Here is a 12,842-nt window from a genome sequence, read left to right on the forward strand (position 1 = left end):
CTTCGCGGGTGCCGGGCGGGCCGGCGGGGTGCTGCGGTGCTACTTCTCCGTGGCCGGAGCGGGCTCCTTCTCGGGCTCCGCCCCGACGCCGGCCTTCTCGGCGTCCGCCTCCTCGGCCTCGGTCTCGACCTCCGCCTCGGTGTCAGCCGACTTGTCCGGCTTCACCTCGGCGTCGCCGGACTTCTCCGGCTTCACCTCGGCCTGCGCCGACTTCCCTTCGCCGTCCGCCTTCTCGGCTTCCGCCTTCGTGTCCGCCGGGTTCTCCGGCTTCGTCTCGGCTTCGGCCTTCTCGGGCTCGGTCTTCTCGGGCTCGGTCTTCTCGGGCTCGGTCTTCTCGGGCTCGGTCTTCTTGAGCTCGCTCTTCTCGGGCTCGGCCTTGCCGTCCGTAGCCTTGCCGTCCTCGGCCTCGGTGGCCTTCGCCGGTGCCGAGCCGCCGTCGTCGCCCGCGGACTCCTTGCGCGCACCGGGGACGGTGGCGGGGGCCGAGGTGCCGATCTGGAGGACGCCGGACTCGATGTCCTCCGCGAAGTGGCAGGCCACGCGGTGGCCGCTGCCGACCTCCCGCAGCCCGGGCCGCTCCTCCTTGCACCTGGGCTGCGCCCAGGGGCACCGGGTGTGGAAGCGGCAGCCGGGCGGCGGCTTGGCGGGCGAGGGCAGATCGCCGTGCAGCAGAATCCGCTCGCGGGTCTCCTCGACCGTCGGGTCCGGGATCGGCACCGCCGACATCAGCGCCTTGGTGTACGGGTGCTTCGGCTCCGCGTACAGCGCGTCGCTCGGCGCCTCCTCGACCAGCGAGCCCAGGTACATCACGCCGATCACATCGGAGATGTGCCGTACCACCGCGAGGTCGTGGGCGATGACGACGTACGTCAGGCCCAGTTCCTCCTGCAGCTCGTCGAGCAGGTTGACGACCTGCGCCTGGATGGACACGTCGAGCGCGGAGACCGGCTCGTCGCAGATGATCACATCGGGTTCGAGGACCAGCGCGCGGGCGATGCCGATGCGCTGGCGCTGGCCGCCGGAGAATTCGTGCGGGTAGCGCGAGAGCGCGTTGGCCGGCAGACCCACCTTGGTGAGGATCGCGCGGATCTTCTCCCGGCGCTCCTCCTGGTCGGCGCCGATCCCGTGCGCGGCCATGCCCTCGGAGAGGATCGACTCGATGTTCTGGCGCGGGTTGAGGCTGCCGAGCGGGTCCTGGAAGACCATCTGGAGCCGCTGCCGCTTCTGTCGCATCTCCTTCTCGGAGAGCTTCGCCAGATCGGTCCCGTCCAGGACGACCTCGCCGCTGGTGATGTCGACGAGGCGGAGCACGGCACGGCCGAGCGTGGTCTTGCCGCAGCCCGACTCACCGACGAGACCGTAGGTCTGGCCGGCCTCGACCTTCAGGGAGATGCCGTCGACCGCGTACACGTGTCCGACCGTGCGGTCGAAGAACAGGCCCTTCTTGATGGGGAAGTGGACCTTGACGTCGTTCAGTTCGAGCAGGCTCATGCCGTGGTCCTCCCCTGTGCCGCCGCGCCGGCGTTGTCACCGTCCGGGGTCACGGTCTCGACCGCTTCCCGGACGGGGTTGACGCAGCGGACCTGGTGGCCCTCCGCGGCGGGCACGGTCAGGGCGGGAGTGCCGGTCAGGCACTCCATCGTGTAGTGGTCGCAGCGGGGCGCGAAGGCGCAGCCGTCGGCCCAGGCGATGCGGTCGTTGATGGAGCCGCGGATCGGCTTGAGCGGCTCGCCGCGCGGCGCGTCGAGCCGCGGGATCGATTCGAGCAGGCCGTGCGCGTACGGGTGCATGGGGTGGGCGAACAGCTCGTGACGGTCCGCGGACTCCACCGCCTTGCCCGCGTAGAGCACGTTGACCTGGTCGCACAGGCCGGCGACGACACCCAGGTCGTGGGTGATCATCAACAGCGCCGTGCCCTCCTCGTCCACCAGCTCCTTGAGGAGTTCCAGGATCTGCGCCTGGATGGTGACGTCGAGTGCGGTGGTCGGCTCGTCCGCGATCAGCAGGCGCGGCGCGCAGGCCACGGCCATGGCGATCATCGCGCGCTGGCGCATTCCGCCGGAGAGCTGGTGCGGGTACTCCTTGAGCCTGCGGGCCGGGTCCGGGATGCCCACGCGGTCGAGCAGATGGGCCGCTTCCTTGCGGGCGGCTTCGCCCTTGAGGCCGCGGTGCCGCTGCAGGATCTCGGTGACCTGGACCCCGATGGGGATGACCGGGTTCAGCGAGGACAGCGGGTCCTGGAAGATCATCGCGAGCTGGCTGCCGCGCATGTCCCGCAGTTCGCTCCGGCTCATGGTGAGGAGGTTCGTACCGTCGAAGTCGGCGCGACCGCCGAGCTTGACGCCCTTGTCCGGCAGCAGGCCCATCAGGGCGAGCGAGGTCACGGACTTGCCGCAGCCCGATTCGCCCACGAGGCCCACGACCTGGCCCTGGTCGACGTCGAAGGAGACGCCGTCGACCGCCTTGGACTCGCGGCCGCGGCCGCCGAAGGTGACGGTGAGTTCGTCAACGGAAAGCAGTGCCATGGCGGATCAGCCTCGCAACTTCGGGTCGAGCGCTTCGCGCATGGCCTCGCCGAGGAGCGTGAAGCCGAGGGCCGTGATGATGATGCCGACGGCCGGGTAGACGGCCATCATGGGGGCGTGGGCGAAGTACTGCGATGCCTGCGAGAGCATCACACCCCACTCGGGGACGGCCGGGTCGGGGTTGCCGAGGCCGAGGTACGACAGGCCCGCGGCCTCGATGATCGCGGTGGCGAGCGAGAGGGTCGCCTGCACGATCACCGGGCTGAGCGAGTTCGGCAGGATGTTGGTGAGGACGATGCGCCGCTTGCGGATACCCAGTGACTGGGCCGCCAGCACATAGTCCTTGCCGCCCTGCGCCAGCATCGAACCGCGCAGCAGACGCGCGAAGATGGGGATCTGCACGACACCCACGGCGACCATCACGGTCGTCAGGGACTGGCCCATGACGGCGGCGATCGACACGGCGAGCAGCAGCGAGGGCAGTGCCAGCATCATGTCGATGACACGCATGACGACCGTGTCGACGAGCTGGCCGGTCCGCCCGCCGAGCGTCGCGGCCGCACCGGAGGCGAGGCCGATGAGGGCGCCGACGATCAGGCCGATCAGCATCGAGACGACGCCGACGAGCAGGGTCTGGCGGGCGCCGACGAGGAACCGCGAGAAGGTGTCGCGGCCCAGGTGGTCGAGGCCGAACCAGTTCTCCCCTCGAGGGCCGACGAACTTGCCCTGGTTGACGAAGACTTCGTCCTTCCAGGTCAGCGCCTTCGCGCTGTACGGGGCCACCCAGGGGCCGATGATCGCCACGATGACGAAGACGGCGATGACGATGGCTCCGGCGATCGCCATCTTGTTGCGCTTGAGCCGCCCGTACGCCTCACGCCACAGGCTGCCGCCGCTGGTGGTCTCGTTCTGCGCGGTGAGCTCGGCGAGCCGGTCGATCTTGGCTGCTTTGGTGCTGGTGGTCATGTCAGTGCACCCGCACTCTCGGGTCGATGATGCTGTACGCGAGGTCGACCAGCAGGTTGATCAGGACGTACACGATCGCGATGAGCATGATGAAACCGACGAGCACGGGATAGTCGCGTCCGTCGATGGCGGTGCGGATGAAGGAGCCGATGCCGCCGAAGGAGAACTCGCCCTCGGTGAGCACCGCTCCGGAGAGCAGGGAGCCGGTCAGCAGACCGACGGAGGTGACCACCGGCAGCAGTGCGTTGCGCAGGACGTGGCGTCCGCGGACGACCCTGCGCTCCAGGCCCTTGGAGTTGGCGGTGCGGACGTAGTCCTCGCCGAGCACTTCGAGGACGCTCGCACGGGTCATCCGGACGATCACCGCGAGCGGGATCGAGGCCAGGGTGATCGCGGGCAGCACGAGGTGGTGCAGGGCGTCGACGGAGGCGTCGAACTCACCGGTCAGTACGCCGTCCAGGACGGCGAATCCGGTGACGTCCGTCGCGTTGATCCCGGTGGACTGGCGCCCGTACGTCGGGAAGAGACCGAGCTCCACGCCGAAGACCTGGCGCAGGATCATGGCCAGGAAGAAGACCGGGATGCAGATGCCGACCAGGGAGCCGGAAACACTGCCCATGTCCAGCCAGCCGCCGCGCTTGCGCGCCGCGAGATAGCCGAGCGGTACACCGACCACGACGGCGATGAGCATGGCGAACAGGGCCAGTTCCACGGTCGCCGGGAAGCGCAGCGTGAACTCCTCCCAGACCGGCTGACCGGTCTGCACGGAGGTGCCGAGGTCGAGTTCGACCATGCGCTTGAGGAAGCGGCCGTACTGGACGATGACGGGCTGGTCGAGCCCCAGTGCCCGGTTGATACGCGCCACATCGGCTTCGGTCGCCCGCTCGCCCAGGATCGCTGAGGCGGGTCCGCCGGGCAGTCGATTCAGCCAGATGAAGAGAAGAATCGACAGGCCGAACAGGGTGGGTATGAGCTGAAGCAGTCTGCGTACGACTAGTCGCAACACCCCGCGTGCCCTTTCTACTTGCTTGAGACGTGCTGGATACGGGTCCGCCCGGTCACCGGGTTGCAGTGACCGGGCAGAACCCTGCGTGCTTGTGTGCTTACTTGAAGGAGACCTCGGAGAAGTTCTCCTGCGTCAGCGGGGAGACGTTCGGCGGGACGACGTCCTTGCCGAAGGCGATCGCCGGCGGGGAGGACGAGATCGGGACGCCCGGCAGGAAGTCCATGATCGCGACGTTGGCGGCCTCGTACGCGGCGACACGGTCCTCGGCCTTGCCCACCTTCGACCCGGCGTTCACCGCGTCGAAGATCTTGTCGTTCTTGAAGCCCCACTGGGAGTCGTACTTCGAGAACCAGGTGCCGATGAAGTTGTAGCCGTCGTTGAAGTCACCGGTCCAGCCGAGCAGGTAGACGGCGCAGCCGCCGTTCTCCACCGTGTCGAGGTAGTCCGGGCTCCACTTCATGGGCTTCGGGGTGACCTTGACGCCCGCGGCCTCGAGGTCGGCCTTCAGAAGCTCGAAGATGTTCTGCGGGTTCGGCATGTACGGCCGGGTGACCTCGGTCGGGTAGCAGAAGTCGAGCTTGAGGCCCGACTCGCCCGCGTCCTTCAGCAGCGACTTGGCCTTGGCCGTGTCGAACTCGTACTTCTTCACCTTGTCGGTGTGACCGGCGATGGTGTCGGGCATGAACTGCGTCGCGACCTTGCCGCCCTCGGGCAGCTGGGTGTTGACGATGTTCTCGCGGTTCATCGCGTGCGCGATGGCCTGGCGGACCTCGGGCTTCTCGAGCGCCTTGTTCTTCTCCTGGGTGTAGCCCAGGTAGAGGAGGTTGAAGACGTCACGGGTCGGGACGTTGAAGCCCTTCTCCTCCAGCGCCTTCACATCGGCGGGCGCGACCAGGTCGTAGCCGTCGATGTCACCGCCCTCGAGGGCCTGGCGGCGGCCCTGCTCGGTGTCGATGGTGCGGAAGACCAGGTTCTTGACCTTGGCCTTGTCGCCCCAGTAGCCGTCGAAGGCCTCAAGGGCGACTTCCTTGTTGCCCTTGTTCCACTTCTTGTACTTGTACGGGCCGGTACCGGCCAGCAGGCCGACCTCCTGGCTGTACTTGGGGTACGTGATCGCGTCGCCGGCCTCCTTGACGGCCTGCTTCTCGTACTCCTTGATCGACTTCGGCGAGTGGATCGCCAGAGCCTGGAGGGAGAAGCCGCCGGGGAGCTGCGCGGAGGACTCGTTGACCTCGATGACGGCCGTGTTCTCGTCCTTGGCGGTGCAGGACTTGTAGTTGGCCTTGGGGGTCTCCTTGTCCTCGTTCTTCGCGAAGCCTCCCATGATGTACTGCCAGTACGTGGAGACCGCGGAGGACTGGTAGGAGCCCTTCCAGTTGAACCAGTGGTCGTAGTTCGCGCACACGGCGTCGGCGTTGAACGTCTCGCCGTCGTGGAACTTGACGTCCTTGCGCAGGTTGAACGTCCACACGGTGCCGTCGTCGTTGCTGGACCACGTCTCGGCGAGGCCGCCGACCATCTTCGAGCCACCCGACTCGTGCTCGATCAGCGCCTCGAAGACCTGACGGGTCACCCGGAACGTCTCGCCGTCACTCGCGAGCGCGGGGTCGAGGGACGTCGGGTCACCGGCGCCGGCGAACACGAAGGTGTCCTTGCCGCCGTCCTTGCCCTCGTCGCCCTTGTCGCGGTCACTGCCGCACGCGGTGACGACCAGCGTGGCCGCGACGGCCGCCGTGGCCATACGCATGCCACGGGATTTAAGTATTCGCATTGCTCCACCCCTGAGTTCGGCGAATGCCGGGAGATCATGAACTGGGCCGCACACTACAGTCACCGCTCATCACGGTGAATGGTCCGCATAGCGGTGATACCTAGATGAGACCCAGGGTCCCAACAAATCGGGCACGTACGGGACATGGCGCCCCTACCGGTGCGATCGCCCTTCGATGGGGGCGATTCGGCGCCGTTTTCGTGCGGATCTGGTGATCATCCGAGGTGGGGGCCGTGTGATCGGCCCAAACCTCAGCCCGCCGGGGGGTAGCCGTAGCCGCCGGCCGCGTGGGCCTCGCGGTCGTAGAACGGCCGGGAATTGGCGCGCAGCCACAGCGTGACGGGGTCGTATGCGTCGGACATCGCGACCGTGGAGACCGGCAGACCGTCCGGGACGGCGGTGATCGACTGCTGCATCATCACGCGCACCGAATCGACCGCGGCCGGGGACGTGTCGTATACATCCAGGCCGATCGCCAGATAGGGGGCGCCGAGCGCGGGCTGCACCCAGGCGCGGCGCAGGGAGCGGACGGCGGGGGTGCGGTGGGCGTACTGGCTGAGCTGGGCGTAGAACTGCGTGATGTCGAGGCTCGGCTCGGAAAGGCGCAGCGGCCCGGCCGGGACCTTGGCGAGACCGGTGGCGATACGGCGCAGATCGAGCCACGGGATGCCGACGCCGCCGCCCGGGGCGTGCGGGTTGAGCCACAGGCCGTAGTGGTCGGGGTAGAGGGTGTGGGCCACGTCGAGCCCGGGGACGACCTCGTGCGCCCTGGTCCAGCCGGAGGCGGCCAGCTCCTCGGCGGAGGTCACGCAGGGGGCGTACGAGAAGCCGTCGACCTCCATGTTCCCGTACTGGGCGTCGGGCGAGCCCGCCTGACCGTGCCAGAGCAGCATCCAGATCCGGCCGTCGGTGATGGCCTGGAGCAGCGCCTCGTACGCGTCGTACCGCCCGGGGGCGACCTGGCGCAGCATCTGCTCGACCTGCCCCCAGGGTCTCGAATGCGCTCGACCCGGGGAGGCCCCATCGGCCGCAGCCGTGCCCGACGCACTCACTCTTGACCGCCCCTTCGCCCCGTTTTCCTATACTCCGCACCGGTACGACCGCCGTCGTAGGGTCGGCGGCAACGTACCTGCCCGGCTATGTAACCAGCTTATGCGGCACCCCTGACAGGAGCTTGACGCTCCCCGCGAGTTATCGGTGCGGCTGTGTCCGGTCGGTGCGGCCGTGCCGCCGGGCGGCCGGTGCGGCCGTGTCGCCCCGCGGCCGGTGCGGCCCTGTCGCCCGGCGGCCGGCCGGGTGGCCATGCGCTCCGTGCGGCTGTCAGCGGCGGTAGAAGGGCGTGACCTTCGAGGTCATCCAGTCGCCGACCGGGTCCTGGGCCACGTCGAGAAGGACCAGATTGACCGGCCAGGGCGGTGCGATGCGGCCCAGGGCGCGGCCGAGGGCGTCCATCGGGAGGTTGCGGGCCGAGCCCTCCCACTGGGAGAGCTCCACACCGACGAAGAGCACGGGGTCGGCGGTCTCGATCGCGGCGAGGCAGCGGCGCGCGGTGAGCACGATGCCGGTGGCCTCGAACTCCTCGGCGGCCGCGCGCAGGAAGTCCACCGGGTCCTCCTGCCAGTCGGGCTCGTGCAGCCGGACCCGGCCGCCGCTCGCGGGGCCGTCCAGCGGGGTGCGGCCCGCCCGGCACAGCTCGGCGACGGCAGCGGGCGGCAGCGGGACACCGACCGCTCCCCCGGGGTTCACGACCAGGCCGGCCTGTGGTGGGAGGCCGCGCGCGAACTCCACGGCCGGTGCGATCGTGAACGACATCGCCGGCCCCATGACCTGCACGAGCTGCTGCTGCGAGCTGAAGACGGGGACGTACACCTGGCCCTGGATCTCGAGCGTCGGCAGGTCCAGGCTCCGGCTCTCGGGGCTCCCGCCGTTGGGCAGCGGCACCCAGACGAAGCTGCGGCCGAGCACTTCGAGGATGCGGCCGGCCGCCGCGGGGCCCGCGTCGAGACAGGCGCCGAGCACCTCTTCGAGCTCGCCCGCGGGCCAGCCCCGCGGATCCGCGTACGCGTCGGCCGGTTCCTGCGCCGGGTTGTCCATCTGCTGCCCCATCCACACTGCTCGTCTGCCGCCATGCGGCAGGTTCCTGCTTGGCGCGCACTGCCGCCCTGCGGCATGTTCCGCTGTCCGCGGGCTCGACCCTAACGCCGTACGCGGGACGCGTGCGCCCGGCCCGCACGGAAGGCCCGGCCCGCGCGGAAGGCCCGTCCCGCGCCCGGGGCTCCGGACCCTTCCCGTACGCGCAGCTCCGGACCCTTCCCGTACGCGCGGCTCCGGACCCGGCCCCGTACACGCCCCGCCCGCGCCCCGGCTCAGCCCACCCGGAACCCCAGCACCCGCAGCGTCCCGGCCGTCTCCCGGTCGAGCAGTACCACCGAGGCACAGCCCGCGGGAGTCCGGCCCGCTTCCGCGGCGCGGACGAGGCGGCGGACCGCACCGCGGTGGCGGGTGAAGGCGTAGCGGGAGACCCCACGGCCGCGCTCGCGCTGTCCGGCGAGCGCGGTGGCCGGGTCGACGTCGAGGAGCACCAGGTGCAGCGAGGCGCCGCGCCGGCGGGCCTCACGGGCCAGCCAGCGCCGTACCCACGCCTGGGTGCCGCAGTCGTGCACGACGGCCTCGGCACCCGAGCGCAGCGTGCCCCGCAGCCGCGCGTAGTGGGCGAGGCGGACGAGCGGGCGGTACAGCGCGTACGGCAGGAAGCGGGGCATGAACGCGGCCCACCGGTCGCGGGAGTCCTGGGAGTCGAGCCGGGGGCCGCGGACGGTGCGCTGGATCAGCGTGGTCTTGCCGCTGCCGGGCAGGCCGGAGACGACCACGAGATCACCGGGGGCGAAGACCAGCTTCTCGGGCCCGGAGCGGCCGCGCAGATCGCGGACCACCGCCCGCTCCGCCGCGCGGGCGGACGGGCTCGGTCGTCGCGGCGCCGCCTGTTCGGGTACCACCACGCCGTTCGTGGCACAGGCGCCTGCACCGGAGTGCTGCACAGTGATCGTCCTCCCCCTCGATGGACCGGGGACGGGCCTCCTGGTGGGTGGATCCGCCCGTGTCCGTTCCGCTCCGCCGCCGGGAGGCCGTCCTGGCACTTTGCTCTCCCGAGTGTAAAGACTCGGTAACTCACGGGGACGTGCTTTCGGAGCCAGGCTCTCGGGGTGCCCGGTTCCACTGCGACGGCTCCGCGCGGACGTGCAATGATGTGCGCGCCAACTGCATACCGGCCGTTCGAACCCGCGCGGGAGAGTCCTGGACGCCAAGAAGCGTCCGGGCGCCGAAGGAGCAAGTACCTCCCTTGAATCTCTCAGGCCCCGATACCGCGCGGACGAGGCAGATCTGAAAAGCGGGCCGCCCCGTGACAGGCGGCTCCACCCAAGGTGCAAGCCACTCTCCCCTCCCCCGCGGACGGGCGTGGTGAACCTCTCAGGTTTATGACAGATGGGGAGGACCGACCTCACCAGTCATGCCCTGGGAGCCCTTGAAATGAGCAACGCCCCCCGCCTCACCGCGCTCGATGCCCTGCATCGCTCGCTCGGCGCCACGATGACGGACTTCGCCGGCTGGGACATGCCGCTGCGGTACGCCAGCGAGCGCGACGAGCACAACGCCGTACGCACCAAGGCCGGCCTGTTCGACCTCTCGCACATGGGCGAGATCACCGTCACCGGCCCCGAGGCCGCCAAGCTGCTCGACTACGCGCTGGTCGGCAACATGGGCACGGTCGGTGTCGGCCGCGCCCGCTACACCATGATCTGCCAGGCCGACGGCGGCATCCTCGACGACCTGATCGTCTACCGCCTCGGCGAGCAGGAGTACATGGTCGTCGCCAACGCCTCCAACGCGCAGACCGTCCTCGACGCGCTCACCGAGCGCCAGGCCGGCTTCGACGCCGCCGTACGCGACGACGGTGACGCCTACGCGCTCCTCGCCGTGCAGGGCCCGCACGCGCCGGCCATCCTCAAGGCCGTCACCGACGCCGACCTCGACGGCCTGAAGTACTACGCCGGTCTGCCGGGCACCGTCGCCGGCGTCCCCGCGCTGATCGCCCGCACCGGCTACACCGGCGAGGACGGCTTCGAGCTCTTCCTGAAGCCGGAGCACGCCGAGACCGTCTGGCAGGCGCTGACCGAGGCGGGCAAGGAGTACGGCCTGGTCCCGTGCGGCCTGTCCTGCCGCGACACGCTCCGTCTCGAAGCCGGCATGCCGCTGTACGGGCACGAGCTGTCCACCTCGCTGACCCCGTTCGACGCGGGTCTCGGCCGGGTCGTGAAGTTCGAGAAGGAGGGCGACTTCGTGGGCCGCGAGGCGCTGACGGCCGCCGCCGAGCGCGCCGAGCAGAACCCGCCGCGCAAGCTCGTCGGCCTGGTCGCCGAAGGCCGCCGGGTCCCGCGCGCCGAGATGCCGGTCGTCGCGGACGGCCAGGTCATCGGCTCCGTCACCTCGGGCGCCCCGTCCCCGACGCTCGGCAAGCCGATCGCGATGGCGTACGTCGACGCGGCACACGCCGAGGCCGGTACGAAGGGCGTGGGCGTGGACATCCGCGGCACGCACGAGCCGTACGAGGTCGTCGCGCTGCCGTTCTACAAGCGGCAGAAGTAATCGCCCCCTGTAACCCCTCACGTCTCAGCACTTTCCCGCGTACAGGAGAATTCAGGCCATGAGCAACCCCACCAACCTGCGCTACAGCGAAGAGCACGAGTGGCTCTCGCCCGCCGAGGACGGCGTCTCGACCATCGGTATCACCGAGCACGCCGCCAACGCCCTCGGCGATGTCGTCTTCGTCCAGCTGCCCGAGGTCGGTGACACCGTCACCGCCGGCGAGACCTGCGGCGAGCTGGAGTCCACCAAGTCGGTCAGCGACCTGTACTCGCCGGTCGGCGGCGAGGTCACCGAGATCAACCAGGATGTCGTGGACGACCCGTCCCTGGTCAACTCGGCCCCGTTCGAGGGCGGCTGGCTGTTCAAGGTCCGCGTCACGGACGAGCCGGCGAGCCTGCTCGACGCCGCCGGTTACGACAAGCTCATCGAGGGCTGAGCCGGATGACCGACGCACTCGACCAGACCACGCTGAACCAGTCCCTGCACGAGCTCGACCCGGACATCGCCGCCGCGGTGGACGCCGAGCTGAAGCGCCAGCAGTCCACGCTCGAGATGATCGCCTCGGAGAACTTCGCTCCGGCCGCGGTCATGGAGGCGCAGGGCTCGGTCCTCACCAACAAGTACGCCGAGGGCTACCCGGGCCGCCGCTACTACGGCGGCTGCGAGCACGTGGACGTCGCCGAGCAGATCGCGATCGACCGGATCAAGGAGCTGTTCGGCGCCGAGTACGCCAACGTGCAGCCGCACTCCGGCGCCTCGGCCAACCAGGCCGCGCTCTTCGCGATCGCCAAGCCCGGCGACACGATCCTGGGCCTCGACCTGGCGCACGGCGGTCACCTGACCCACGGCATGCGCCTGAACTTCTCCGGCAAGCAGTTCGAGGTGGTCCCGTACCACGTGGAGGCCGAGACCGGCCTCGTCGACATGGCCGAGGTCGAGCGGCTCGCCAAGGAGCACCGCCCGAAGGTGATCATCGCCGGCTGGTCGGCGTACCCGCGTCACCTGGACTTCGCCGAGTTCCGCCGGATCGCGGACGAGGTCGAGGCGCTGCTCTGGGTCGACATGGCGCACTTCGCCGGTCTGGTCGCGGCGGGGCTGCACCCCAACCCCGTCCCGTACGCGGACGTGGTGACGTCCACCACGCACAAGACCCTCGGCGGTCCGCGCGGCGGCATCATCCTCTCCCGTGACAAGACCTTCGCGAAGAAGCTGAACTCGGCGGTCTTCCCGGGCTTCCAGGGCGGCCCCCTGGAGCACGTGATCGCCGCGAAGGCGGTCTCCTTCAAGGTCGCGGCCTCCGCGGAGTTCAAGGAGCGCCAGGAGCGCACGATCGAGGGTGCCCGCATCCTCGCCGAGCGTCTGACCTCGGACGACGCCCGGGCGGCCGGGGTGAACGTGCTCTCCGGCGGTACGGACGTGCACCTGGTCCTCGTCGACCTGCGTGACTCCGAGCTCGACGGCCAGCAGGCCGAGGACCGGCTCCACGAGGTCGGCATCACGGTCAACCGCAACGCCGTCCCGAACGACCCGCGGCCGCCGATGGTGACCTCGGGCCTGCGCATCGGCACGCCGGCGCTCGCGACCCGCGGCTTCTCGGCCGAGGACTTCCGCGAGGTGGCGGACGTCATCGCCGAGGCGCTGAAGCCGTCGTACGACGCGCAGTCCCTGAAGGCGCGCGTGAGTGCCCTGGCGGACAAGCACCCGCTGTACCCGTCGCTGTAGTCCACGGCACCCGAGGGGCCCGCCCTGTGGTGATCCACGGAGCGGGCCCCTCGGAGGGTGGGGCACCCCGGACCGGTCCGGCCGGCGCGTTACGCTCGACTGGCGGACACAATCCGCGCAAACGCACCCCAAGCGCCCTCGCGCCACACCCCCTCACCCCGAGCGGGGCCCGCACCCCGAGCGCCCCCACCCCCACACCCCTCGTACA

The 12,842-nt window shown here is 69.9% G+C and carries 11 protein-coding genes and 1 riboswitch; of the genes, 3 read left to right on the top strand and 8 right to left on the bottom strand.

Annotated features, from left to right (window positions below):
* Positions 1-39: 39 nt before the first annotated feature.
* The 8 genes from ACLF6P_RS18705 to ACLF6P_RS18740 form a co-directional block, all read right to left on the bottom strand.
* Positions 40-1,491: an ABC transporter ATP-binding protein gene (locus tag ACLF6P_RS18705; protein WP_415951627.1), complete on the bottom strand. Its 1,452-nt coding sequence runs from the start codon at positions 1,489-1,491 to the stop codon at positions 40-42.
* Complete coding sequence (locus tag ACLF6P_RS18710) at positions 1,488-2,525, bottom strand: ABC transporter ATP-binding protein (RefSeq protein ID WP_415951628.1); 1,038 nt, start codon at positions 2,523-2,525, stop codon at positions 1,488-1,490. The genes ACLF6P_RS18705 and ACLF6P_RS18710 overlap by 4 nt, the downstream gene beginning before the upstream one ends.
* A gap of 6 nt (positions 2,526-2,531) precedes the next feature.
* Positions 2,532-3,491 carry an ABC transporter permease gene (locus ACLF6P_RS18715; protein WP_415951630.1) on the bottom strand — a complete coding sequence of 320 codons (960 nt, stop codon included), beginning with the start codon at positions 3,489-3,491 and terminating at the stop codon, positions 2,532-2,534.
* Position 3,492: 1 nt separating this feature from the next.
* On the bottom strand, positions 3,493-4,497 hold the full coding sequence (locus ACLF6P_RS18720; RefSeq protein ID WP_415951631.1) for an ABC transporter permease: 1,005 nt from the start codon (positions 4,495-4,497) through the stop codon (positions 3,493-3,495).
* A 97-nt stretch (positions 4,498-4,594) separates the two neighbouring features.
* Positions 4,595-6,268, bottom strand: a complete 1,674-nt coding sequence (locus ACLF6P_RS18725; protein ID WP_415951633.1) for an ABC transporter substrate-binding protein — start codon at positions 6,266-6,268, stop codon at positions 4,595-4,597.
* 251 nt (positions 6,269-6,519) lie between these two features.
* On the bottom strand, positions 6,520-7,320 hold the full coding sequence (locus ACLF6P_RS18730; protein WP_415951635.1) for an enhanced serine sensitivity protein SseB C-terminal domain-containing protein: 801 nt from the start codon (positions 7,318-7,320) through the stop codon (positions 6,520-6,522).
* 268 nt (positions 7,321-7,588) lie between these two features.
* Positions 7,589-8,362: an enhanced serine sensitivity protein SseB gene (locus ACLF6P_RS18735; RefSeq protein ID WP_415951666.1), complete on the bottom strand. Its 774-nt coding sequence runs from the start codon at positions 8,360-8,362 to the stop codon at positions 7,589-7,591.
* Positions 8,363-8,634: 272 nt separating this feature from the next.
* Positions 8,635-9,312: an AAA family ATPase gene (locus tag ACLF6P_RS18740; protein WP_415951667.1), complete on the bottom strand. Its 678-nt coding sequence runs from the start codon at positions 9,310-9,312 to the stop codon at positions 8,635-8,637.
* Positions 9,313-9,542: 230 nt separating this feature from the next.
* A riboswitch (glycine riboswitch) is annotated at positions 9,543-9,643 on the top strand.
* Positions 9,644-9,796: 153 nt separating this feature from the next.
* On the opposite strand from ACLF6P_RS18740, the gene gcvT reads away from it, so the two are divergent.
* The 3 genes from gcvT to glyA are packed head-to-tail and all read left to right on the top strand — an operon-like array spanning position 9,797 to position 12,634.
* Positions 9,797-10,912, top strand: a complete 1,116-nt coding sequence (gene gcvT / locus ACLF6P_RS18745; RefSeq protein WP_415951636.1) for a glycine cleavage system aminomethyltransferase GcvT — start codon at positions 9,797-9,799, stop codon at positions 10,910-10,912.
* A 58-nt stretch (positions 10,913-10,970) separates the two neighbouring features.
* Positions 10,971-11,348: a glycine cleavage system protein GcvH gene (gcvH, locus tag ACLF6P_RS18750; RefSeq protein ID WP_415951638.1), complete on the top strand. Its 378-nt coding sequence runs from the start codon at positions 10,971-10,973 to the stop codon at positions 11,346-11,348.
* A 5-nt stretch (positions 11,349-11,353) separates the two neighbouring features.
* On the top strand, positions 11,354-12,634 hold the full coding sequence (glyA, locus tag ACLF6P_RS18755) for a serine hydroxymethyltransferase (RefSeq protein ID WP_415951639.1): 1,281 nt from the start codon (positions 11,354-11,356) through the stop codon (positions 12,632-12,634).
* Positions 12,635-12,842 lie beyond the last annotated feature (208 nt).

This window comes from Streptomyces lothianensis (genome assembly GCF_047779955.1).
In the GTDB taxonomy this organism is placed as follows: Bacteria; Actinomycetota; Actinomycetes; order Streptomycetales; family Streptomycetaceae; genus Streptomyces.

Coding starts and splice junctions, on each gene's coding strand:
- gcvH (WP_415951638.1), top strand. CDS start 10,971: ATGAGCAACCCCACCAACCTGCGCTACAGCGAAGAGCACGAGTGGCTC.
- glyA (WP_415951639.1), top strand. CDS start 11,354: ATGACCGACGCACTCGACCAGACCACGCTGAACCAGTCCCTGCACGAG.
- ACLF6P_RS18715 (WP_415951630.1), bottom strand. CDS start 3,491: ATGACCACCAGCACCAAAGCAGCCAAGATCGACCGGCTCGCCGAGCTC.
- ACLF6P_RS18735 (WP_415951666.1), bottom strand. CDS start 8,362: ATGGACAACCCGGCGCAGGAACCGGCCGACGCGTACGCGGATCCGCGG.
- ACLF6P_RS18705 (WP_415951627.1), bottom strand. CDS start 1,491: ATGAGCCTGCTCGAACTGAACGACGTCAAGGTCCACTTCCCCATCAAG.
- gcvT (WP_415951636.1), top strand. CDS start 9,797: ATGAGCAACGCCCCCCGCCTCACCGCGCTCGATGCCCTGCATCGCTCG.
- ACLF6P_RS18725 (WP_415951633.1), bottom strand. CDS start 6,268: ATGCGAATACTTAAATCCCGTGGCATGCGTATGGCCACGGCGGCCGTC.
- ACLF6P_RS18710 (WP_415951628.1), bottom strand. CDS start 2,525: ATGGCACTGCTTTCCGTTGACGAACTCACCGTCACCTTCGGCGGCCGC.